Source organism: Aggregatibacter actinomycetemcomitans DSM 8324, from assembly GCF_000372365.1.
Classification (GTDB): domain Bacteria; phylum Pseudomonadota; class Gammaproteobacteria; order Enterobacterales; family Pasteurellaceae; genus Aggregatibacter; species Aggregatibacter actinomycetemcomitans.
On the sequence record NZ_AQUU01000015.1, the window covers coordinates 23,339 to 45,757 of the forward strand.

General features: G+C 45.2%; 20 protein-coding genes and 1 pseudogene. 13 read left to right on the plus strand and 8 right to left on the minus strand.

Annotated elements, in window-relative coordinates:
• Nucleotides 1-33 precede the first annotated feature (33 nt).
• The 3 genes from pflB to A3CS_RS0108970 all read left to right on the plus strand — a co-directional run bounded on the left by pflB (nt 34) and on the right by A3CS_RS0108970 (nt 4,236).
• A complete protein-coding gene (pflB, locus tag A3CS_RS0108960; protein ID WP_019518418.1) occupies nt 34-2,346 on the plus strand; it encodes a formate C-acetyltransferase in 2,313 nt (770 codons plus the stop codon).
• Between the two features lie 144 nt (nt 2,347-2,490).
• Nucleotides 2,491-3,231 (plus strand): pyruvate formate lyase 1-activating protein, encoded by a 741-nt coding sequence (pflA, locus tag A3CS_RS0108965; RefSeq protein ID WP_005547197.1) that lies wholly within the window; start codon nt 2,491-2,493, stop codon nt 3,229-3,231.
• Nucleotides 3,232-3,372: 141 nt separating this feature from the next.
• Nucleotides 3,373-4,236: a DMT family transporter gene (locus A3CS_RS0108970; protein ID WP_005547195.1), complete on the plus strand. Its 864-nt coding sequence runs from the start codon at nt 3,373-3,375 to the stop codon at nt 4,234-4,236.
• 70 nt (nt 4,237-4,306) lie between these two features.
• Here the strand turns inward: A3CS_RS0108970 and A3CS_RS0108975 are convergent, their stop codons facing one another.
• The gene (locus A3CS_RS0108975; protein WP_005566458.1) at nt 4,307-5,719 is read right to left on the minus strand and encodes a multicopper oxidase domain-containing protein; all 1,413 of its coding nucleotides are present in this window, start codon (nt 5,717-5,719) and stop codon (nt 4,307-4,309) included.
• Nucleotides 5,720-5,726: 7 nt separating this feature from the next.
• Complete coding sequence (locus A3CS_RS0108980; RefSeq protein ID WP_005547192.1) at nt 5,727-6,470, minus strand: 1-acylglycerol-3-phosphate O-acyltransferase; 744 nt, start codon at nt 6,468-6,470, stop codon at nt 5,727-5,729.
• A gap of 110 nt (nt 6,471-6,580) precedes the next feature.
• Here A3CS_RS0108980 and lpxH point away from each other — a divergent pair, with 110 nt between their 5' ends.
• From lpxH to A3CS_RS0108995, 3 genes are all read left to right on the plus strand, one after another.
• A complete protein-coding gene (lpxH, locus tag A3CS_RS0108985) occupies nt 6,581-7,312 on the plus strand; it encodes a UDP-2,3-diacylglucosamine diphosphatase (protein ID WP_005547190.1) in 732 nt (243 codons plus the stop codon).
• A complete protein-coding gene (locus A3CS_RS0108990) occupies nt 7,305-7,811 on the plus strand; it encodes a DUF2301 domain-containing membrane protein (protein WP_005547189.1) in 507 nt (168 codons plus the stop codon). Before lpxH ends, A3CS_RS0108990 begins: the two co-directional genes overlap by 8 nt.
• A gap of 62 nt (nt 7,812-7,873) precedes the next feature.
• Complete coding sequence (locus A3CS_RS0108995; RefSeq protein ID WP_005544072.1) at nt 7,874-8,551, plus strand: helix-turn-helix transcriptional regulator; 678 nt, start codon at nt 7,874-7,876, stop codon at nt 8,549-8,551.
• 65 nt (nt 8,552-8,616) lie between these two features.
• On the opposite strand, the gene A3CS_RS0109000 is transcribed toward A3CS_RS0108995, so the two are convergent.
• From A3CS_RS0109000 to efp, 3 genes are all read right to left on the minus strand, one after another.
• Nucleotides 8,617-9,831, minus strand: coding sequence for an aromatic amino acid transporter (locus A3CS_RS0109000; RefSeq protein WP_005548316.1), 1,215 nt, complete (start codon nt 9,829-9,831; stop codon nt 8,617-8,619).
• A 161-nt stretch (nt 9,832-9,992) separates the two neighbouring features.
• Complete coding sequence (locus A3CS_RS0109005) at nt 9,993-11,369, minus strand: tyrosine phenol-lyase (RefSeq protein ID WP_005548314.1); 1,377 nt, start codon at nt 11,367-11,369, stop codon at nt 9,993-9,995.
• Between the two features lie 329 nt (nt 11,370-11,698).
• On the minus strand, nt 11,699-12,265 hold the full coding sequence (gene efp / locus A3CS_RS0109010; RefSeq protein WP_005544066.1) for an elongation factor P: 567 nt from the start codon (nt 12,263-12,265) through the stop codon (nt 11,699-11,701).
• Between the two features lie 31 nt (nt 12,266-12,296).
• On the opposite strand from efp, the gene epmB reads away from it, so the two are divergent.
• The 3 genes from epmB to A3CS_RS0109025 all read left to right on the plus strand — a co-directional run bounded on the left by epmB (nt 12,297) and on the right by A3CS_RS0109025 (nt 15,236).
• Nucleotides 12,297-13,316, plus strand: a complete 1,020-nt coding sequence (gene epmB / locus A3CS_RS0109015) for an EF-P beta-lysylation protein EpmB (RefSeq protein WP_032996161.1) — start codon at nt 12,297-12,299, stop codon at nt 13,314-13,316.
• Between the two features lie 170 nt (nt 13,317-13,486).
• Nucleotides 13,487-14,800, plus strand: coding sequence for an opacity-associated protein OapA (gene oapA, locus A3CS_RS0109020; RefSeq protein WP_019518419.1), 1,314 nt, complete (start codon nt 13,487-13,489; stop codon nt 14,798-14,800).
• Between the two features lie 61 nt (nt 14,801-14,861).
• Nucleotides 14,862-15,236 (plus strand): MliC family protein, encoded by a 375-nt coding sequence (locus A3CS_RS0109025; RefSeq protein ID WP_019518420.1) that lies wholly within the window; start codon nt 14,862-14,864, stop codon nt 15,234-15,236.
• Nucleotides 15,237-15,326: 90 nt separating this feature from the next.
• Here the strand turns inward: A3CS_RS0109025 and rdgC are convergent, their stop codons facing one another.
• Nucleotides 15,327-16,232, minus strand: a complete 906-nt coding sequence (gene rdgC, locus A3CS_RS0109030; protein WP_005548301.1) for a recombination-associated protein RdgC — start codon at nt 16,230-16,232, stop codon at nt 15,327-15,329.
• A 62-nt stretch (nt 16,233-16,294) separates the two neighbouring features.
• Between rdgC and A3CS_RS0109035 the strand changes: the two are divergent.
• The 4 genes and pseudogenes from A3CS_RS0109035 (at nt 16,295) to tig (ending at nt 20,516) form a co-directional block, all read left to right on the plus strand.
• Nucleotides 16,295-16,998: pseudogene (locus A3CS_RS0109035) on the plus strand (pyrroline-5-carboxylate reductase).
• Nucleotides 16,998-18,158: a 3-phenylpropionate MFS transporter gene (locus A3CS_RS0109045; RefSeq protein ID WP_005548295.1), complete on the plus strand. Its 1,161-nt coding sequence runs from the start codon at nt 16,998-17,000 to the stop codon at nt 18,156-18,158. Before A3CS_RS0109035 ends, A3CS_RS0109045 begins: the two are co-directional and overlap by 1 nt.
• A 2-nt stretch (nt 18,159-18,160) precedes the next feature.
• Complete coding sequence (gene xerD, locus A3CS_RS0109050; protein ID WP_019518421.1) at nt 18,161-19,054, plus strand: site-specific tyrosine recombinase XerD; 894 nt, start codon at nt 18,161-18,163, stop codon at nt 19,052-19,054.
• Nucleotides 19,055-19,217: 163 nt separating this feature from the next.
• Nucleotides 19,218-20,516, plus strand: a complete 1,299-nt coding sequence (gene tig, locus A3CS_RS0109055) for a trigger factor (protein ID WP_019518422.1) — start codon at nt 19,218-19,220, stop codon at nt 20,514-20,516.
• Between the two features lie 464 nt (nt 20,517-20,980).
• Here the strand turns inward: tig and ispH are convergent, their stop codons facing one another.
• The gene (gene ispH / locus A3CS_RS0109060; protein ID WP_005548289.1) at nt 20,981-21,925 is read right to left on the minus strand and encodes a 4-hydroxy-3-methylbut-2-enyl diphosphate reductase; all 945 of its coding nucleotides are present in this window, start codon (nt 21,923-21,925) and stop codon (nt 20,981-20,983) included.
• A complete protein-coding gene (lspA, locus tag A3CS_RS0109065) occupies nt 21,925-22,419 on the minus strand; it encodes a signal peptidase II (protein ID WP_005538058.1) in 495 nt (164 codons plus the stop codon). Before lspA ends, ispH begins: the two co-directional genes overlap by 1 nt.

Sequence of the window (22,419 nt, forward strand, 5' to 3'; positions counted from 1 at the left end):
AATTTGTTATCAATAATCTAAAAGAGGAATGTTATGACTCAATTAACAGAAGCTCAACAAAAAGCCTGGGAAGGTTTTGTCGGTGGAGATTGGCAAAAAGAAGTCAACGTGCGTGACTTTATCCAAAAAAACTATACTCCGTATGAAGGCGACGAATCTTTCTTAGCCGATGCAACACCTGCGACCACGGAGTTGTGGGAAAAAGTGATGGAAGGGATTAAAATCGAAAATAAAACGCATGAGCCGTTAGATTTTGATACGGATAATCCATCTACAATCACTTCTCACAAACCGGGTTATATCAATAAAGAATTGGAAAAAATCGTCGGTTTACAAACCGATGCACCGTTAAAACGTGCAATTATGCCGTTCGGTGGTATCAAAATGGTGAAAGGATCTTGCGAAGTTTATGGTCGTCAATTAGATCCTGAAGTAGAACATATCTTTACCGAATATCGTAAAACCCACAACCAAGGTGTTTTCGACGTTTATACACCGGACATTCTTCGTTGCCGTAAATCCGGCGTGTTAACCGGTTTGCCGGATGCTTACGGTCGTGGTCGTATTATCGGTGACTATCGTCGTTTAGCGGTTTATGGTGTCGATTTCTTGATGGCGGATAAGAAAAAACAATTCGCTTCCTTACAACCTAAATTAGAACGTGGTGAAGACATTCAAGCCACCATTCAATTACGTGAAGAAATTGCCGAACAACATCGCGCATTGGGTAAATTAAAAGAAATGGCAGCCTCTTACGGTTACGACATTTCTAACCCGGCAACAAACGCACAGGAAGCCGTTCAATGGAATTACTTTGCTTATCTTGCCGCCGTGAAATCCCAAAACGGTGCGGCAATGTCATTTGGTCGCGTATCGACTTTCTTAGATATTTATATCGAACGTGATTTGAAAAACGGTAAAATCACCGAACAAGAAGCACAAGAATTAATCGACCACTTGGTGATGAAGCTTCGTATGGTTCGTTTCTTGCGTACGCCTGAATATGATCAATTGTTCTCCGGCGACCCAATGTGGGCAACTGAAACTTTAGCCGGTATGGGCTTAGATGGTCGTACTCTCGTGACCAAAAACAGCTTCCGTATCTTACACACCCTATACACCATGGGGCCTTCTCCGGAACCGAACTTAACCATTCTTTGGTCTGAACAATTACCTGATGCGTTCAAACGTTTCTGTGCCAAAGTGTCTATTGATACTTCTTCCGTACAATATGAAAACGATGACTTAATGCGTCCGGACTTCAACAGCGATGACTATGCTATTGCCTGCTGTGTATCCCCGATGGTGGTGGGTAAACAAATGCAGTTCTTCGGTGCCCGTGCGAACTTGGCGAAAACCTTGTTATACGCAATCAACGGCGGTATCGATGAGAAAAACGGTATGCAGGTTGGTCCGAAAACCGAAGCGATTAAAGACGAAGTGCTTGATTTCGACACTGTGATGACCCGCATGGACAGCTTCATGGATTGGTTGGCAACACAATATGTGACCGCTTTGAACATCATCCACTTCATGCACGATAAATATGCTTATGAAGCGGCGTTAATGGCGTTCCATGATCGTGACGTATTCCGTACCATGGCATGCGGTATCGCAGGACTTTCCGTTGCTGCTGACTCTTTATCTGCCATTAAATACGCGAAAGTTAAACCGATTCGTGGCGATATTAAAGACAAAGACGGCAATGTTGTGGCATCTAATGTGGCAACCGACTTCGAAATTGAAGGCGAATATCCGCAATTCGGTAACAACGATCCGCGTGTGGATGACATTGCGTGCGACTTGGTTGAACGTTTCATGAAGAAAATTCAAACTCACCATACTTACCGTAATGCAACACCAACGCAATCCGTGCTTACTATCACGTCTAACGTGGTATATGGTAAGAAAACCGGTAATACCCCGGACGGTCGTCGCGCAGGCGCACCATTCGGACCGGGTGCTAACCCAATGCACGGACGTGACCAAAAAGGTGCGGTGGCATCTTTAACTTCCGTGGCTAAATTGCCATTCGCTTACGCGAAAGACGGTATTTCTTATACCTTTTCCATCGTACCGAATGCGTTAGGTAAAGATTACGAAGCGCAAAAACGTAACTTAGCCGGCTTAATGGACGGTTACTTCCACCACGAAGCCACTGTTGAAGGCGGTCAACACTTGAACGTTAACGTGATGAACCGTGAAATGTTGTTAGACGCAATGGAAAATCCGGAAAAATATCCGCAATTAACCATCCGCGTTTCCGGTTATGCCGTACGTTTCAACTCGTTGACTAAAGAGCAACAACAAGACGTTATCACCCGTACATTTACCCAAACAATGTGATTGGGTAGTAAAAATACCTTAATATCTCAGCCGCTTACCCCGTGGTAAGCGGTCTGATTTTTTCTGTCATTTAAACATGTTGGGGAAAGTAAAATGATTACCGTCGTACTTTTTCGCTATTTATGACGATCTATTGGGGAATACATGTCAGTCGTTGCAAGAATCCATTCTTATGAATCCTGCGGCACCGTTGACGGGCCGGGAATTCGTTTTATTCTGTTTTTACAAGGCTGTTTAATGCGCTGTAAGTATTGCCATAACCGTGATACTTGGGATTTGCACGGCGGCAAAGAAATCACCGTGGAAGAGTTGATGAAAGAAGTGGTCACTTATCGCCACTTTATGAACGCCAGCGGTGGTGGAGTGACGGCATCGGGCGGCGAGGCCATTTTACAGGCGGAATTCGTTCGCGATTGGTTCCGCGCCTGCAAAGCGGAAGGCATTCATACCTGCCTGGATACCAACGGATTCGTACGTCACTATGATCATGTTATTGATGAACTGATTGATGTCACCGATTTGGTGCTGTTGGATTTGAAAGAACTCAACGACAAAGTGCACCAAAACCTCATCGGCGTGCCGAATAAACGCACTCTTGAATTTGCCAAATACCTGCAAAAGCGGAATCAGCCCGTATGGATTCGTTATGTGGTGGTGCCGGGTTATACGGATTCCGACCACGACGTGCATTTGCTCGGGCAATTTATCGAAGGCATGACCAATATAGAAAAAGTAGAGCTACTGCCATATCACCGTTTAGGTGCGCACAAATGGGCGGCAATGGGCGAGAAATACGAATTGGAAGACGTAAAACCACCGACAAAAGAATCCTTAGAACACATTAAAACCATCTTGGAAGGCTATGGTCACATCGTTAAATATTAATCCGGATCGAACATTGCCTGATCTGAAAAATGTTTTGTAAAACGACCGCACTTTTAGCACAAATAAACCCATTTCCTCGTTTACGCTGTTATCAAAGCGCACTACAATAGTCGCTCACCTCCCTTCTTTTTAAGGAATCTCATGCAGTACATTCTCATCGCATTGTGTTTGTGGAGCAGTTCTTTTGTCGCCGGTAAATACACTTACACCATGCTCGATCCCGTGTTGATGGTGCAAATGCGCTTGTTTATTGCGACAGCGATTGTGCTGCCGATGTTTGTACGGGTTTGGAAACGCGTGCCGAAGGAGATTCGCCCGCAGGTGTGGTGGCTGGGTTTTTTAAATTATCCCGCGATTTTTTTATTGCAGTTTATCGGCTTAAGTCATACTTCCGCGTCCAGCGCTTCCACCATGTTAGGACTGGAACCGTTTCTGGTGGTGCTGATCGGGCATTTTTTCTTTGGCGATAAAGCCAAAACCCATCATTGGATTTTCGGCTTAATTGCTTTTTTAGGTGTGGCATTATTGATTTCCGGCGGCGAAGAAACCGGCAATATCAGTATTTTCGGCTGTAGCCTGGTGTTGTTTGCCGGCGTGGTTTTTGCCTCTTGCTTGCGTTGGACGCAAAAAATCATCGTGCAGCTCACCGCACAGGTTTATACCACCAGCAGTATCGTCCTCGGTACCATCACTTGTCTTCCTTTTACGTTATGGCTAACGCAAAGCTGGCAAATTCACTGGAATTGGCAAGGCATCGCAGGATTGTTGTATATCGGCATTGGTTGTAGCTGGCTGGCGTATTATCTCTGGAACAAAGGCATCAATAGCGTGGATTCCAATCTTGCCGGCATTTTGGTTTCATTGGAGCCGGTGTTTGCCATCATCTTGGCGGTGTTGTTACTGGGCGAAAATATCAGCCCGCTTTCTTGGCTGGGGATTTTGGCGGTGGTCAGCACCACATTGATTTCCAGCGTCTATCCGCGCTTGGTTCGGCGTGCGAACTAATCTGAAAAACGCCGTAAAATTCACCGCACTTTATAGTGAAGCATAAAGTGCGGTGCGTTTTTTTGTGTTTTTATTGCACGATCATTAACCCCATGCAGCCTTTATCCGCCAGCATAAGATCGGACGCGCCGAAGGTGAAGGGATAATTGTTGGACGAGGTGTTTTCAAATTTCACCAAAATAGTCACTTTGCCATCGATCCAAACGCTGTCTTTCCAACTGATTTCAGCCGCTTCTAACGGTTTATCATTAATAGATTCGACGATAAATTTTGCCCCGCGCACGGAAAAGCCTACGGCGGAAGAGGCGGTGAGCGTCCAGCGTTCAACACTGTCTAATTTGGCGTATATGTCCAAACGGCGCGGGTCGAATCGGTTCTGATTGATGCTGGCGTTGGTGGTGTCAATGTGGAAACGACGTTCTTGTTGCACTTGTGCGGAGAGCGTGGCAGGCGCATCGGTGTCAAATTGCCAGCTTTTTTCTTTTTGTTCAAAGGCACCGGCTAAACCGTCCGGGCGTAGTTCTAAAATGGTGTTGTCAATCAGTTCGCCGTCCGAACTGAAAAAATTGCCGATTTTATCGAAAAAGCCGCGTTTATGACCGGCAATTAAACTGACTGCTTCGCTGTTGTTTAAATCCACCAGGATTTCTGCGCGTTCGCTTGGCGCAAGATGGATAACATTGACTTTTTTGCCTTGTGGTAGGAAGCCGAGATCTTGAGCGATAAGGGTAAATTCGCGTTCGTCGTCAAAGCGAATGTCGTAGGCACGGGAAAGGGAAGCGTTCAGTAAACGTAAGCGCACCAAACCACGCGGTGCGGTTAAATAAGGGGCTTCTCGCCCGTTGACAAATAAACGATCGCCGATGAGCGAGGTTTGATTTTGCTGAAACAATTGCGCGCCTTCGCCGTTGAGTTGCATATCCTGCAAAATTAACGGAATGTCATCCACGCCGTATTTTTGCGGCAAGCCCGGTTTGGCACTGTTTTTATCTTCAATCAGCCACAGCCCCACAAGCCCGCGATAAGTTTGATACGCCGCACTGGCAAGGGTGCAGGCGTGATACCAGCAAGTGGCGGGTGCTTGGGTAATCGGCACGATTGGCGCCCAGGTTTCGCCTTTTTGCAGATTTTTGGCGATACCGCCCATTAATTCGCCGGAAGCCTGTAAACCCTGAATATTCATGGCGACAAATTGCGGCAGATTGTTTTTCCAGTTCAATTTGGCAAAATCGCCTTTTTTGATTTTAATTGTCGGCCCGAGATAAGCGCCGTTGAAACCCCAAACTTCGGTACGTTTCCCCGGCAACAAGGACGTTTGGGTGTTTTGCATATTCAGGAAAATCGGTTTGCCGCGACGGGTTTCAAGCAGCGGCGGAACGTACAACGGCGGATTGGTCGCCGCCAACAAAGGCTTAGGCACCGCAAAAAGTGCAGTGGAAAATAATGTTGTTTTTAAGAGCTGACGACGGGAACACGGTTTCATTTGCGTTTTAGCCTGCGGGTGATGTTGTTTGTGCGGATTGGGCAATTTCCTGATCTAATTCATTGATGCGTTTTTGCATTATATCGTGGCAATATTCCGCCAGTTCGCGCACGTTTTCACGGGTATAGCCGGAAACGTCAATGGGTTCCAGCATTTCACAAATCACCTTGCCGTTGTTCCAGCGGTTTAAATCGATTTTATTGTGTGTAGTGGAGCAGACCACCGGCACGACAGGCACGTCGGCAGCAATGGCAGCATGAAAGGCGCCGGTTTTAAACGGCAATAATCCGCGTCCGCGACTGCGAGTGCCTTCCGGGAACATCCAAATAGACAGATTGTCCTGATTTATGCGGCGTGCCAGTTCCGTCATGGTGTTGTGGGCTTTGGAGCGATTGTCGCGATCCAGAAAAATATTGCCCGTCGCCCAATATAAAATGCCGAAAAACGGCACCCAAATCAGGCTTTTCTTACCGACGCTGACGGTGCGCGGCATCACCATATAAGAAATGGTCACCATGTCGTAGTTATTTTGGTGGTTGCCGATATAAATGCAGCGCCCGATTTTGTCGGTATTCGGCGGGTAGCGATGTTCGACGTTCAGCCCGAAAAGCGGATATAGCCGACCGAACCAACGGGCGAAAATGCCCACGTTACTTGGGTTACGAAAACGAATGAAAGAATAGAGCGTGCCGAGGACGCAAATGAGAATGCAGCAAAGAAGAATAATGAAAATTCTGGCGATTTTTAACATGGTAAAACCTCTTAAAATTTTGCCTCAGTATAGCGAAATTAACCAATTAAGTGTATTAATAAGTACTAAATGTGCTAATCTAACGGAAAAATTTCTTGAATTAAATTCCTATGCAAAAAACCTATTTTATTGCAGACTTACATCTGGCAGAAAGTCGACCGCACTTATTAGCGCTTTTTCGCCAATTTATGCAGGAACAGGCGCCACAAGCGGAAAAACTGTATATTCTGGGCGATTTATTTGATTTTTGGATTGGCGATGATGAACAATCCGGCTTAATTTTCGATGTACAACAGTTAATTAAAAACTTAACCCATCAAGGCGTGCAGTGTTACTTTCAACATGGCAATCGTGATTTTTTAATAGGCGAAACCTTTGCCGATGCTTGTGGTCTAACCCTCCTACCCACTTATAAATTGATTGATTTATACGGCGTACCGACACTGTTATGCCACGGCGACACCCTGTGTATTGATGACGTGAAATATCAGCAGTATCGTAAGAAAGTCCATCAAAAATGGCGTCAGTGGCTGTTCCTGCACTTGCCGTTAAAAGTGCGGTTAAAAATCGCAGAGAAAATTCGGGCGAAGAGCCGGCGGGATAAACAATTTAAACCGACAGAGATTATGGATGTGAATGCGGATTTTGTGTTGCAAACGTTCGCTAAATTTCAGGTGACACAAATTATTCACGGACATACGCACCGTCAAAAACACCATGAAATTCCACCGCACTTTCACCGTATCGTGCTCGGTGATTGGGGTGAAACTTCCTCTATTTTGGAAGTTACGCCCGATTCCATGCAGTTTATTAATGATAATCTAAGGAGTAAAAATGGCTGATCCACATATTAAATCCCATATGGATGTTTGGGACTATGTTACCGTTATCATCTATCGTTCGGGTTTCACCCTTGCGGTGCCCATGTTATTGATGTTGCCATGGTATCCCGCAACGGCGCAAATCGGCTTATTAATTGCCGCCGCTTCTTGTGCCGCCTGCGTGCATTTATATATGAAAAATTTCCGTTATCTTTTTCAGTTCGCCATGTGGTTGGGGTTGTTATGCCAAATTCTGGGTTTTCCTCAGCTTGCTTTGGGCGCGGCGTTTTTAGTGCTGGGCGGGTTAAGTTATAAAGAATATTTTTGTTTTCGTGTTTTTGCGTTAAACCTGCAACCAATATTTTTTGCAATATTATGGTTTGCCTTATTATTTGATCTGACCTGGCTTAGCACCTTATTATCGCTTGTAACAGGCATTTTAATTTTATTATTAAGCATTCAAAAGTGGCGTATGCCGTTACATTTCGATATTGGAGATAAAAGAAAATATCAGGTTTAATATTTATGTTACTTACAATAAGCATAGAATAAAATCATAATAACTGATTATTGGAGTCATAAATGAACAGGTTACAAAAGAAATATTTTATTGGTTTAACCCATTTTTTAGGCAATGTATTAGGGCCGAAATATGAGGTGGTGTTTCATTCCTTTGAAAAAAATAAGGCCTCAATGGAAGCCATCGTCAACAGCCATGTGAGCGGCAGAAATCTCTCTTCGCCACTGAGTTCTTTTGCATCGAATATGTTGCAGGAAAAGGTTTATTTAGATAAGGATTTTATCTTTAATTACAAAGCAGTTGCCGATTCCGATAAGACAATTCGCGGTTCAACATTTTTCATTAAAAACGGTAAGCGATTGGAAGGGATTTTGTGTATTAATCACGATACCTCCGAACTTATGGATGCCATGACGAAATTAATTTCCCTGGAAAATTTGGGTAATTTTATCAATGTGCTGGGGTTCGATCCGGCATTAGACCGTAGTGATGATGCCGGTATTCCTAATAAAGAAAGGTTGGAACATTCTATTGAAGATATTCTTTCGGAATATATCGACATTAATTTATTAAATTCGGAGAAAAACCTGACTTTAAGACAGAAAGAAAACTCCATTCGGATTTTGTTCGATAAGGGCGTTTTTAATATAAAAGGTGCGATTCCCATGGTGGCAAAATATTTAAAAATATCGGTGCCAAGTGTTTATCGGTATTTAAAATTAATCAGAGGAAAAGCATAAAAACAATTGACATTCTAAAGTGCGGTTAGAATGTCAATTGTTTTTTATGTGCAGGTTTTACGTGATCACCCCACCACCATCGGCAGGTAGCCGAGTTTGATCAGAAATGGAATACTGACGATAATGATCCCCAGAATGGAAACGAGCAGTAGCACGCCGGCGCCGCCGGGCACGCAATATGCTAAATTCGGGTGTTGTTGGCGGGCTTTCCACACCAATGCCGCCGGCAAAACTACCGCGTAGAACGCGAACATTTGCCCGGCGTAGCCTAGCGCTAAAATGAAGCCTTCCGGATAGAAGAAGGCAAACAGCAACGGTGGGAAAAAGGTTAATATGCCGAGGCAAGGTCTATTGGCATCAATATTGAAGGCGCGTTTGAGCAGATCTTCAATACATTCAAACAATCCTAACGCAACACCGAGGAATGAGGTAATCAATGCCAAGGCGGAGAACAGTTTGACGACGCCTGCAATCATATCGCTGCCTGTAATGATTTTCACTGCGTTCACCAATCCGTTTAATGTCGGATCCTTACTTAGAATCTCTAAGAAGCGGGTTTGGCTTAACACGCCGTGGGTGGAAAATTGCCAAAGAATATAGCCGATAAGCGTAATCGCCGAACCGATAGTAATGGAAATTCTCAGGGCTTTTACATCACCTTCGAGATATTTATTTAGGCAAGGAATGGAGCCGTGAAAACCGAAGGCAGTAAAAAATACCGGACTGGCAGAAATCAATAAAGCATTATCTATTGGCATAGCCATTAAATTATCAACATGAATTTCCGGAATCATTAAGCTAAGTACCACGAACAGGGCAATGAGCATGGTGAAAAATAAGATTCGGTTTAAGCCATCAACAATTTTTGTTCCGACAACGATAAAAATGCCGAAAAAGACGGTGAAGATCAGAATGGAGCCTTTCATTTTAAGCTCCGGTGTGGCAAAGTCCGGCAAGGTTGATGCAAGAATTGAACCGCCGCCGGTAACATAAGCGGAGAGCAGCGCATACAGGAAAATCATGAGAACGGTGGTTGCCACAACCCGTCCCGGTCTGCCGAAGTATTGTGCCGCGAGAGTTCCTACGCCGGCATCATATTCTGCCGTTTGATAGACTTCTACAAAAAGAAGCGCGCTGTAGGTGAGCAATACCCATAAAATACAAAGTAGCCCCACCGTAAATGTGAAACCGATACCTGCCGAAGTGAGCGGCATGGCAAGCATCCCCGCACCGATCATCGTTCCCGATGTAATCAGCGTACTGCCTAATGTTTTGTTCATAAGTTTTCTCCTTTCCTGTTGCTGTAGAAAGGCTAGTCATTTCCTTATTTGACAATACATCAAACTACAATGTCACTAGAATGTTTTCGCATTTTCCTCATTAAAATTCTGACGGGATATAAGAAACCCTTACTCTGTTTCCAAAGTAAGGGCAGATATGACTATTTTTGTTCAAAACGTGCAGTGAAGAAACGGAGTTGTTTCGGTTCATACACGAAACGAAGGCCTTTAATGTCTTGTTTATGTTTAAACAGACGGATAATACCGTCAGCCACTAAATCCATGTGGGCATAGGTATAAACACGGCGAGGAATGGTGATACGCACGGTTTCAAGTTTCGGATGGTGGTTTTCACCGGTTTTTACGTCACGACCGGCGGATACAATACCCCGTTCCATGGTACGCACGCCACATTCGATATAAATTGCTGCCGCCAAGGCTTGTGCCGGGAAATCTTCCTCTTGTTTCAAGTGCGGGCAGAAACGACGGGCATCCAAGAATACGGCATGACCACCAATCGGTTCAACAATCGGTACGCCGGCGGCTTTTAATTTTTCGCCGAGGTAACGCACTTGTTTTACACGGTGTTCAATGTATTCTTCTTGGGTGGCTTCTTTCAAACCGATTGCCATGGCTTCCATATCACGACCAGCCATACCGCCGTAAGACGGCATACCTTCAAACACCACCACCAATTCTTTGGCTTTCATGAACAATTCTTCATCGTTCATACATAAGAAGCCGCCGATATTGGTTAAGCAGTCTTTTTTACCACTCATGGTACAGCCGTCGGCATAACTGAACATTTCGTGAATGATGGATTTAATGGAGCGATTTTGGTAACCTTCTTCCTGTTCTTTAATGAAGTACGCATTCTCAACGCAACGGGTGGCATCGTAGAACACTTTAATGCCGTATTTGGCGGTAAGTTCACGCACGGCTTTCATGTTGGCAATGGAAACCGGTTGACCGCCCGCGAGGTTTACGGTGACCGCCAAGCACACATAAGCGATATTTTCCGCCCCTTTTTCATTGATCAGGTTTTCCAGTTTTTTCAGGTCAATATCGCCTTTGAACAGTATGTCTAATGTCGCATCATGGGCTTCATCACGGATAATATCGTAGAAAATACCGCCGTTGGCTTCTTGGTGATAACGGGTTGTGGTGAAATACATATTACCCGGCACATATTGTCCCGGTTTGATGGCAATGCGGGAAAGGATGTTTTCCGCACCACGTCCTTGGTGGGTTGGAACGATATGTTTGAAACCGAAGAGTTCTTGTACGGTTTCTTGCAGATGATAGAAGTTTCTACTACCGGCGTAAGCTTCATCTCCCAGCATGATACCCGCCCATTGACGATCACTCATGGCATTGGTACCGCTATCGGTTAAGAGATCGATATATACATCTTTAGAATCAAGTAAGAAGGTATTATATCCCGCTTCTTTCATGGCTTTTTCGCGTTCTTCTTTCGGTAAAATGGAAACCGGTTCAACACTTTTGATTCGGAACGGCTCTGCTGGATAGTATGTCATAATTTGTCTCCTGTTTATGATGAGTTTAAAGTCCATGCTGGTAACTCGCTTCTCAAATATCTATCATCGAGTTGTGGCTATACTAATAAAAAATTTTTAGCATTACTGTGAGGAATGTCACATATAATAAAAAATTATTAAAATTTAGTTTATTTTTATAAAATAAATAATTTTTTATATAAAATAGCGTGATTTTTAGATAAATTATTGAGTTTTGAAAGGTGTTATTGTAAAGAATATTAATTTCCATCTAACAGAACGGAGGGAAAATTGCAGATAAAAAAATAGACCCGAAAACGGGTCTATTTCATAAGATTCTTTAAATTTGATTACTTCACGCGGGAAACATATTCGCCGGAGCGGGTATCTACGCGGATCACTTCACCGATTTGTACGAATAACGGCACTTTCACCACGGCGCCGGTGCTTAAGGTTGCCGGTTTGCCGCCGGTACCTGCGGTATCACCTTTTAAGCCAGGATCGGTATCGACGATTTCCAACTCAACGAAGTTCGGTGGGGTCACGGTAATCGGTGCGCCGTTCCATAAGGTCACGATACAATCGGCTTGGTCTAATAACCATTTTTCGGCATCGCCTACGGCTTTGGCGTCGGCGGAATATTGTTCGAACGTTTCCGGGTGCATGAAATACCAGAACGCATCGTCTTTGTAAGAATAGGTTAAGTTTAAATCCATAACATCAGCGGCTTCAACAGAGGTACCGGATTTGAAGTTCACATCCAATACTTTGCCGGAAATTAATTTACGAATACGGGTGCGGGTGAACGCCTGACCTTTGCCGGGTTTGACGAATTCATTTTCAACGATCACGCAAGGTTCGCCGTCTTGCATAAATTTTAGACCTGGTTTGAAATCACTGGTAGTATATGTAGCCATATTATCCTCAAGAAAAAGATTGTTTTTTAAAGTGGTCATTCTACATCAAAACATCCCGATTAGAGAAGAACAAAGTTGGTTGGAACATCTGGCAAACGGGATTTCGGACCCGAAAATCTTATTACAACACCTGGAACTGCCCCTCGAACCGTTTAAACAAGACATTGAAGCCCGCAAATTGTTTGCCATGCGCGTGCCTTTGCCTTTTGTGGCGAAAATGGAAAAAGGCAATGCGCGCGATCCCTTATTTTTACAAGTGATGTCTTTTGCTGACGAATTTCTGCAGGCAGAAGGGTTCAGCAAAGATCCGCTGGAAGAACAAGAAGATAAGAATGTGGTGCCGAATATTCTGCACAAATACCATAATCGCTTGTTATTTATGGTCAAAGGCGGCTGTGCGGTCAATTGCCGCTATTGTTTTCGCCGTCATTTTCCCTATGACCAAAACAAAGGCAATAAACAAAATTGGCAGAAGGCGCTGGACTATATCGCCACCCATCCGGAAATCGAAGAGGTGATTTTATCCGGCGGCGATCCGCTTATGGCGAAGGATCATGAAATCGCTTGGCTGATAAAACACCTGGAAAATCTACCGCACTTAACACGTCTGCGCATTCATTCACGTTTGCCGGTGGTGATTCCGCAACGCATTACCGACAAATTTTGCCATATTCTGACGCAAACCCGTTTACAGAAAATTCTGGTCACACACGTTAATCATGCCAATGAAATTGATGAAGATTTTTCCCATGCCATGGATAAATTAAAGAATTGCGGTGTCGTATTATTAAACCAATCGGTTTTACTGAAAAACGTGAATGACGATGCCCATATTCTGAAAGTATTGAGCGACCGTTTATTTTCAGTGGGGATTCTGCCTTATTATCTGCATTTGCTGGATAAGGTGGAAGGCGCGGCGCATTTTTATCTTGATGATGCGCAGGCGTTAAGAATTTACAAACAATTACAACGCATTACCTCCGGTTATTTAGTGCCGAAACTCGCCCGCGAAATTGGTGGCGAACCGAATAAAACCTTGTTTGCAACATGATATTCCGGTATCAAAAAAGCAAAAGATGTTTTAGAATAGGCGCGATTTTTTTACTTATTAATTTATGCTGTGAGCGATTCGGTTTCTGTGTTGATTCCTCTCATGAAAAACGCAGAAAAAAACGACCGCACTTTTACGGCATATCGGCATAATTTCACCAGAGGTATATTGTGGATTCTGAAAAAAGAACCCCGGAAAATGAAAATAATCCGGCACAAAATGAATTGGATTTGGGCTTTAGTCAAATGGAACCGATCACCCCGAAAAAAGTGATTAAACCGGAGCCGTCTTTGTTTGAGAAGTTGCTTGGAAAAGGCAAAGATCTCCTTGCGAAGAAAGAACAAAAGAATATGGAAAATCAATTTGCCGTTCGCAGAGAACCCGTATTCGGTGGTGCCGGTGCGACTGGAGAGAAAAGCATGACAAGCGAAAACCCGACCGAGAGATTTTCAACCGAAAACACAGAAAGCAAAGAACCGCAGATTGCCGCCGACACGGCGACGGAAACCCTGCCAGAAGCGCCTGCCGAGCCTCTCGTTACCGAAGCGGAAGAAGCCGTTGAAGCAACACAACCGGAGCCTGCCGAATTGAAAGAAAAACCGAAAGCCGGTTTTAAAAATCCTGAAAATTGGGCGATTTTAAGTATTCTCCCGCAAAAACATCGTCGCATTTTCGTCGCGCTATTCGGTGTGGTGTTGGTGCTGATTTTTATCTTGTGGATGAAACCAAGCTCCGATACGGTGCAGTCTTACGAGCAGCAAAGCAATAACGGCGTGCCGATTCAATTCCAGCAGTTAGACCAATCACAAACCGTTGAACCGACCGTGTTGGATAATCTGACCCCGCAAACCGATAACACTGTCGCGCAACAACCTGCTGCGGAAACCAATACGCAAAATGTCAATGCCGGCGCCATAGAACCGCAAGCGGTGGAACAAGGGGCAACCACCTCCGTTGCTGAGCAAACGACAACTGCGGCGGTAGAAAATAAACCGGCAGAAGTCAAACCGGAAGAGGTCGAAACCGTTAAACCGAGTGAGCCTGCAAAAGCGCAAGAAGCCGTCAAACCGCGTCAACATCAGGAAAGCGTGAAAAAAGAGCCGGTGAAAACCGATAAAGTGAAACAGGCTGAAAAAGCGACTGCTAAAAATCAACCGACTAAATCGGCAAAAACCGAAAAAGAAGTACGGGATATTTTAGAAGGCAAAACAACGACTATCACCAAAGCAGCAGCCGGTAGCAAAACCTTAACCATTCCGCAAGGCGTGACCTTAATGCAGGTGTTCCGTGACAACCATCTACCTGTCGGTGATGTGAATGCCATGACCAAAGCCAAAGGCGTAGGCAAGGTGTTAAGCAGCTTCAAGCCGGGTGATAAGGTACAGGTTTCCCTGAATGCACAAGGTCGCGTGAGCGAATTGCGTTTGCCCAACGGCGCACGCTTTACCCGCCAATCCGACGGCAGTTATCAATTTAAGGAGTAATCCTGAAATTCAATAAGCGTAGTTATTAGCTACGCTTATTCCATTTAAAAGAGACATGATTATGTTAAGAGCGAGCTTCATCTTATTGACGCTAATGGGATTAACCGCTTGTATGGTAAAACCGGTAGAGCAAAAGGCCCCAGCCAAACCACGCACGCAGGTTCTGCAAAAAGCCACTCAAAAGGGTTCGGCGCAAGACTATCTTTGCAAAGATAATAAAACGGTTAGGGTTGTTCGCCACACCACTAAAAACAAGAAAAAATTGAATTCTATCAGCGTGACGTTTAACAACGTGACACACCGTCTGACCCCGACGATCGCCGAAAGCGGACGTAATTATTCCAACATTCATTGGCTTTGGTTGGAACGCAAGGAATTCTCCATTCTGAAAAGCAGCGTAGGTGAAATTCTTGCGGAGCAATGTGCCGCACAGTAATTTTCATCTTTAAAAACACGAAAAAAATGACCGCACTTTTTCCCCGAAAAGTGCGGTCTGTTCTTAAGGTGTTTTTAATCATCAAACGGTTTATAGCCGTTCTTTCTCTCCACCGAAATCGTGCAACAGATTTTCCGTCAGTTTGCTTAGAATACCCGTCATTAACACAAAATCCGCATCAAAACGCTGGGCAAAATCTTCTTTTAAAATATCGTCATTTTGCTCCCGAATTTGATCGGCGAATTTTAAGCGTTTTAAACTGCAATCTTCGTTCAACACGAAGGATAAACGCTCCTCCCATTCCAAGGCTAATTTTGTGACGAATTTAGAATGCACCAACGATAAAATTTCTTCGCTGTCCAAGGCTTGTTGTTTGCAACGAATCACACCGTCGGTTTGCACATCGCGCAATTCCGCTTCTTCCAGCGGCACCAGCCATTCCGGTGTGTTTTCCTGCGCGATCCAGGTTTGCATGATTAATGCCGGTTCGTTGGTAAATGCCAGCGGCACTACAGGCAACGAACCTAAAGATTTCCGCAATAACGCCAGCACCTCTTCCGCGCGTTTGGCGGAGGCGGCGTTTACATAAATCAAGTGGTTTTCCGCATCAATCCAAATTGTCGTTTGTTGATATTTACTGAAAGCCCGTGGCAATAGGGTGGCGACCACGTCGTCTTTTAAGGTTTGTTTTTCCACTTTTTTCAGCTTGCGGTTTTCCGCCTGCTCCAATTTTTCTATGCGGGCGTCTAGTTCCCGTTTCACCACATGGGAAGGCAGGATTTTTTCTTCTTTTTGCGCGAGCAGTAAAATCTGCTTGCCGACGGTGAAATACAATAATTCACTGCCTTTCAGCGGTTGTGACCAACCGAATTTGCTTTGTTCCGATTGATGGCAAGGGTGATATTGATGGTTTGCGAGGGCGGCTGAAAGGGTTTGTTCCGACCAATCGAGGGATTTGGTCAGGCGGTAAATCATGGCGTTTTTGAACCAAAACATAGTAGATCCTTATTCTTATTCAGGTAAAATGTGCGCTATTGTAACGTACTTCAAGGTGAAATATGCAACATAAATTGGTGATTTTTATCGGTGGCGGCAATATGGCACAAGCCATCGTGTTCGGTTTGTTAAAACGTGGTTATCCTGCCGATAAAATCATTGTCTGTGATCCTAACGAAGAAAAACGGGATTTGTTTGCGCAAAAAGGTGTGCGCACGGCAACGGATAATGTTGCGGCAGCCATGCAGGCGGATGTGGTGTTGTTGGCGGTAAAGCCGCAGATGTTGGTGGCAGTTTGTGCGCCGTTAAGTGCGGTAGATTTTCAGGCTAAATTGGTGATTTCCATCGCCGCCGGGAGTTCGTTGGCAAGATTGACCGCACTTTTGCGCAGGATTTGTTGGCCGCCGTGGGCAAAACCCTGTGGCTTGATTCGGAAGAAAAAATGCACGCCGTTACCGCCGCCTCAGGCAGCAGCCCGGTGTATTTTTTTCAGCTGTTGGAAGCCATGCAACAAGGTTTGATTCACATGGGATTAAACGATCAGCAGGTACGCGAATTGGTGCAGCAGGCAATGTTGGGTTCGGCAAAAATGGTGGTGGAAAATCCACAACTGGATTTAGCAACCTTGCGCCAAAATGTCACATCCAAAGGCGGCACCACGGCAGCAGCGCTGAATGTGTTCAATCAACGTCAATTTAACGACATCGTGCAGCAGGCAATGCAGGCTTGCATGGCACGTTCAAAAGAAATGGAAACCTTATTTTAATGCCCGTTCGTCCTTTTACTTGGCTCGCCTTGAGCTTTTTCGGCTACTACTGCGCTTATGGCGTATTCGTGCCGTTTTTTCCCGTTTGGATGAAATCCCAACAATACGGCGAGGAAATGATCGGCATGGTGCTGGCGAGTGCTTATGTGTTCCGTTTTGTGGGCGGTTTGTTCTTCTCCGGTTTAATTAAACGGGCGTCGCAGCTGATTAATTCCTTGCGCTTATTGGCGCTGGCAAGTGCCTTGATTATGGCGGGGCTCAGTTTTGTTGCCGAGAATTTTTGGCTGTTATTCTCCGCTATCGGTTTGTTTGCCATGGTAAACGCCGCCGGTATGCCGATTACGGATTCGCTGGCGAGCACCTGGCAGCGCCAGATTCAACTGGATTACGGCAAAGCGCGGTTAATCGGTTCTCTGGCGTTTGTGGTGGGCGTGACTTTGTTCGGCAATGTGATCGGCTTTTTCGGCGAGCAAAATATCGTTTGGATTTTGGCCGCACTTTTAGCCGCTTATACGCTCATGCAGTGCGTGAGCCCGACCATTCCGCCGCAGGATGAACAGTCGGCACATGCCGCCGTTGGGGTGTGTTATTGGGATTTATTGAAAAACAAAACCACGTTGCGCGTCTTGCTGGCATCGTCGCTGATTCAAGGATCGCACGCCGCTTATTATGTTTACAGCGTGTTGTATTGGACGGGACTTGGCATTTCCGTTTCGCAAACCAGTTTGCTTTGGGGCTTGGCGGTGGTCTCCGAAATTCTGTTATTTTTCTTCTCCCGTCGTTTACTGCAAAACTGGAAAGTCAGCACCATTTTTCATTTGGCAACCGTTGCCTGCATTGTTCGCTGGTTGGGGCTTGCCGCCACCGATGCGATTTGGCTTATCGCCATCTTGCAATTGTTGCACAGCCTGACTTATGCCTCTGCACATTATGCCATGGTGCGTTATATTACGACGCAACCGCAAACCCATATCTCCAAGTTACAAGCCTTGTATAACGGCGTTTCCAACAGCGCAATGGTGGCGATTTTGACCGCACTTTCCGGTGTCATTTATCCGTATTCGGCGTCGATGACGTTTATTCTCATGGCATTGGTTGCTGCCGTTGCTTTCGTCGTCACTCCGCGTAAAGTGGATGCCTTTTTGTTGAAACAGGGATAACCATGAATAACTCGGCATTATTGGATTTATTCCTGAACGAATTATGGATTGGCAAAGGCTTGTCACCCAATACGGTGGAGTCTTATCGCTTGGATCTGACCGCACTTTGCGATTGGTTGGAGGCGCGGCATTTGTCGTTGCTCGGTTTGGATGCCGTGGACTTGCAAGCCTTTTTGGGCGAACGGGTAGAGCAGGGCTACAAAGCCACCAGCACGGCGAGATTGCTCAGTGCTATGCGGAAGCTGTTTCAATATTTGTATCAGGAAAAATATCGCACCGATGACCCCAGCGCGGTGCTCAGTTCGCCTAAATTGCCGAGCCGTTTGCCGAAATATTTAACGGAGCAGCAAGTGACGGATCTGCTGAATGTACAGAGTTTGGAACAACCCATTGAGTTACGCGATAAAGCCATGCTGGAGCTGTTGTATGCCACGGGCTTGCGGGTGACGGAATTGGTTTCCCTGAACACCGACAACATTAATCTGAATCAAGGCGTAGTGCGGGTTATCGGCAAAGGCAAGAAGGAACGTATTGTCCCCATGGGCGAGGAGGCGACCCATTGGGTGAAACAATTTATGTTGTTTGCCCGCCCGATGTTGCTGGACGGGCAAAGCTCCGATGTGCTATTTCCCAGCCGACGCGGTACGCAAATGACGCGGCAAACTTTTTGGCATCGGATTAAACATTATGCGGTGTTGGCGGAGATTGACAGCGAGATGTTGTCGCCGCACGTTTTACGCCATGCGTTCGCTACTCATTTGGTGAATCACGGGGCGGATTTGCGCGTGATGCAAATGTTGTTGGGACACAGTGATTTATCCACGACGCAAATTTACACCCACGTGGCAAAAGAACGGCTAAAACGTTTACATGAACGCTATCATCCGCGCGGCTAATTTTATGGAATAAATCGAGTGTTTTTTAATCAATTATGCGCTTTTATCGTGCATTTCCTCGACGGAAAGCCTTTGTCCCGTTATAATTCGTCGTCTTATTTTCTATTAATAACGTGTTCGGTGTGAGCATTCGCCGAGTGCATCAATTTGAGGTAACATCATAATGTCATTAAATATTGAAACGACTCAAGGTTTAGAGCGTCGTGTAACCGTCACCGTTCCGGCTGAAACCGTTGATCAAGCAGTACGCGAAGAATTAAAACGCGTTGCCAAAAACGCACGTGTTGACGGTTTCCGTAAAGGTAAAGTCCCTCCGCAAATTATTGAAAAACGCTTCGGCGCTTCCGTTCGTCAAGATATTTTAGGCGATTTATTACAAAAACATTTCTTCCAAGCGGTTATCGAAAATAAAGTTAACTTAGCCGGTCGCCCAAGCTTCACCGTGGAACAATTTGAAGACGGCAAAGAATTAAAATTCAGCGCAACTTTTGAAGTTTACCCTGAAGTTGAATTGAAAGGTTTAGAAAATATCAAAGTTGAAAAACCGGTTGTTGAAATCTCCGAAGCGGATGTTGACAAAATGGTTGACGTGTTACGCAAACAACAAGCCACTTGGTCTGAAACGCAAGAGGTAGTAAAAGCGGAAGATCGCGTTACTATCGATTTCGTCGGTTCCGTTGACGGTGAAGAATTTGAAGGCGGCAACGCGGAAGATTTCGTGTTATTCACGGGGCAAGGTCGTATGATTCCGGGCTTTGAAGATGGCATCGTAGGTCACAAAGCCGGTGATAAATTCACGATTGATGTGACCTTTCCGGAAGAATACCACTCCGAAAAATTAAAAGGCAAAGCGGCGAAATTCGACATTACCTTGAAGAAAGTCGAGGTTATGGTATTGCCTGAATTAACCGATGAATTCATCGCAAAATTTGGTCCGAACACCAAATCCGTAGCGGATTTACGCAGCGAAATTCGCAAAAATATGCAACGTGAATTGAAAAATGCATTGACTACCCGCGTGAAAAATCAAGTGATCGACGGTTTAGTTGAACAAAACCAAATTGATGTCCCAAGCGCCGCAGTTGAGCAAGAAATTGACGTGTTACGCCAACAAGCGGCACAACGTTTCGGCGGCAATGCACAGCAAGTGGCACAATTACCACGTGAGTTATTTGAAGAACAAGCAAAACGCCGTGTACTAGTCGGTTTATTATTAGCGCAAGTTATCGCGTCAAACGAACTAAAAGCAGACGAAGAACGTGCCAAAGCCATGATTGAAGACATCGCTTCCGCTTACGAACAACCAGCGGATGTGGTTGAATACTACAGCAAAAATAATGAATTAATGAACAATATTCGTAACGTTGTATTGGAAGAACAAGCAGTTGATGCGGTACTGGCTAAAGCGCAAGTTACCGAAAAAGCGGCAACCTTCGATGAAATCATGAATCCGCAAGCTTAATGATTTCCCGCGCTTAATCATTTTTCGTAAAGTGCGGTAAAAAATTTAAGTGTTTTTAAGAGAATACCCCGGCACAAGTCGGGGTACTTTGTCTACTATGCCATTTTTTAGAGTACTTGATAGATAGCGTACACGTCGCAGTACTAATAGGAACAAAAAGCACGTGTTGAAACCACAAGTGTTCGAAAAATTGTAATGCATTGATATTTTATAAAGTATCTTACCTTCTTCCGTTTACGGGGGAAGGTGCCCGAAGGGCGGGGAATATACTCTATTTTTTAACAAACTCATGCTTAAAAATCGAGATTTTGCCCTCTCAGGGTTTCGTCCGGCTCCCCCGTAAACGAGAGGATTCAAATTTTTCTTTTTTATTAAATAACTACAATGTTTCGACAGCGATAATTGGGAAATGCGCGCCATCAGATGAGCACCATCAAATTCTCGGAAATACATTCGGTGAAAAATCAATTTGCTTCTTTCAGCCGCAACTCTTTCGGAACTTCAAAGAACATATTTTCTTCCAAGCCTTGCAGTTCTTCTACGGTGGTGACGCCGAATTCTTTCAGGCGGGAGATAACCGATTGTACCAATTCTTCCGGGGCGGAAGCACCGGCGGTGACGCCGATAGTTTGCACGCCGTCGAACCAGTTTGCGTGAATGTCGTTCGGGTCATCGATTAATTTAGAAGCGACGCCCATGCGGGAGGCAAGCTCCGCCAAACGATTGGAATTGGAGGAGTTTTTGGATCCGACCACGACCACTAAATCCGACTGTTTCGCCAGTTCACGTACGGCTTCTTGTCGATTGGTGGTGGCATAACAAATGTCGTTTTTATGCGGGCCTTGAATGGCGGGATATTTTTCTTTCAAGGCGCTGATGGTTTCCGCCGTGTCGTCCAAAGATAAGGTGGTTTGCGTCATAAATGTGAGGTCGTCATTTTGTTTCACCGGTAAGTTGGCGATGTCTTCCACACTTTCGATTAAATAAATGCCGCCCTCTTGATTGCCGTATTGCCCCATGGTGCCTTCCACTTCGGGATGCCCTTTGTGCCCGATTAAAATGGCTTTGGTGCCTTTACGGCTGGCACGCGCCACCTGCATATGCACTTTGGTCACCAACGGGCACGTGGCGTCGAACACTTTCAAATTGCGCTCTTTTGCTTCCTGACGCACCGCTTGGGACACACCATGAGCGGAGAAAATCACAATGGCGCCGTCCGGCACTTCGCTTAATTCTTCCACAAAAATGGCACCGCGCTCACGCAAGCCGTTCACCACGAAACGGTTATGCACCACTTCATGCCGCACATAAATGGGCGCACCGTGAATTTCCAACGCCAGTTCTACGATGCTGATAGCACGATCCACGCCGGCACAGAACCCGCGCGGGTTGGCTAAAATAATTTTCATTATTTACGTTCCTGTTTATTGCCGTTTTTGAACGCATCCAAGGCAATCAAACCGGCACCCACACAAATGGCAATATCCGCCACGTTAAACACGGGATAATGCCAATCCCGCCAATAGAAATCTAAAAAATCCACCACATAGCCGTGATACAGACGATCCGCCGCATTGCCCAAAGCGCCGCCGATAATCAAAGCGTAGGCGGCATTCAGCAGTTTTTGTTCATGGCGATTTTTCATTAAAAAATAAACCAACATGGCGGAAATCCCCACTGCCAACGCAAGGAAAAAGAATTTTTGCCAACCGTCATGATCCGCCAGGAAACTAAAAGCGGCGCCAAAGTTACCCACATAGGTCAAATTAAAAATCGGCAGGATATTTACGCTTTCGCCGTATTCAAAATGGCTTACGATTAAGTATTTGGTAAAAATATCGGCGATAAATGCCAGCGTACTTAACCACAAAAATGAGAGCCCGGATTTTGGTTTGTTCGTCAT

Bases quoted from the DNA above. Each gene is read 5' to 3' on its own strand.
- pflB (WP_019518418.1), top strand. From the start codon at position 34: ATGACTCAATTAACAGAAGCTCAACAAAAAGCCTGGGAAGGTTTTGTC.
- pflA (WP_005547197.1), top strand. From the start codon at position 2,491: ATGTCAGTCGTTGCAAGAATCCATTCTTATGAATCCTGCGGCACCGTT.
- A3CS_RS0108970 (WP_005547195.1), top strand. From the start codon at position 3,373: ATGCAGTACATTCTCATCGCATTGTGTTTGTGGAGCAGTTCTTTTGTC.
- A3CS_RS0108975 (WP_005566458.1), bottom strand. From the start codon at position 5,719: ATGAAACCGTGTTCCCGTCGTCAGCTCTTAAAAACAACATTATTTTCC.
- A3CS_RS0108980 (WP_005547192.1), bottom strand. From the start codon at position 6,470: ATGTTAAAAATCGCCAGAATTTTCATTATTCTTCTTTGCTGCATTCTC.
- lpxH (WP_005547190.1), top strand. From the start codon at position 6,581: ATGCAAAAAACCTATTTTATTGCAGACTTACATCTGGCAGAAAGTCGA.
- A3CS_RS0108990 (WP_005547189.1), top strand. From the start codon at position 7,305: ATGGCTGATCCACATATTAAATCCCATATGGATGTTTGGGACTATGTT.
- A3CS_RS0108995 (WP_005544072.1), top strand. From the start codon at position 7,874: ATGAACAGGTTACAAAAGAAATATTTTATTGGTTTAACCCATTTTTTA.
- A3CS_RS0109000 (WP_005548316.1), bottom strand. From the start codon at position 9,831: ATGAACAAAACATTAGGCAGTACGCTGATTACATCGGGAACGATGATC.
- A3CS_RS0109005 (WP_005548314.1), bottom strand. From the start codon at position 11,369: ATGACATACTATCCAGCAGAGCCGTTCCGAATCAAAAGTGTTGAACCG.
- efp (WP_005544066.1), bottom strand. From the start codon at position 12,265: ATGGCTACATATACTACCAGTGATTTCAAACCAGGTCTAAAATTTATG.
- A3CS_RS0109025 (WP_019518420.1), top strand. From the start codon at position 14,862: ATGTTAAGAGCGAGCTTCATCTTATTGACGCTAATGGGATTAACCGCT.
- rdgC (WP_005548301.1), bottom strand. From the start codon at position 16,232: ATGTTTTGGTTCAAAAACGCCATGATTTACCGCCTGACCAAATCCCTC.
- A3CS_RS0109045 (WP_005548295.1), top strand. From the start codon at position 16,998: ATGCCCGTTCGTCCTTTTACTTGGCTCGCCTTGAGCTTTTTCGGCTAC.
- xerD (WP_019518421.1), top strand. From the start codon at position 18,161: ATGAATAACTCGGCATTATTGGATTTATTCCTGAACGAATTATGGATT.
- tig (WP_019518422.1), top strand. From the start codon at position 19,218: ATGTCATTAAATATTGAAACGACTCAAGGTTTAGAGCGTCGTGTAACC.
- ispH (WP_005548289.1), bottom strand. From the start codon at position 21,925: ATGAAAATTATTTTAGCCAACCCGCGCGGGTTCTGTGCCGGCGTGGAT.
- lspA (WP_005538058.1), bottom strand. From the start codon at position 22,419: ATGACGAACAAACCAAAATCCGGGCTCTCATTTTTGTGGTTAAGTACG.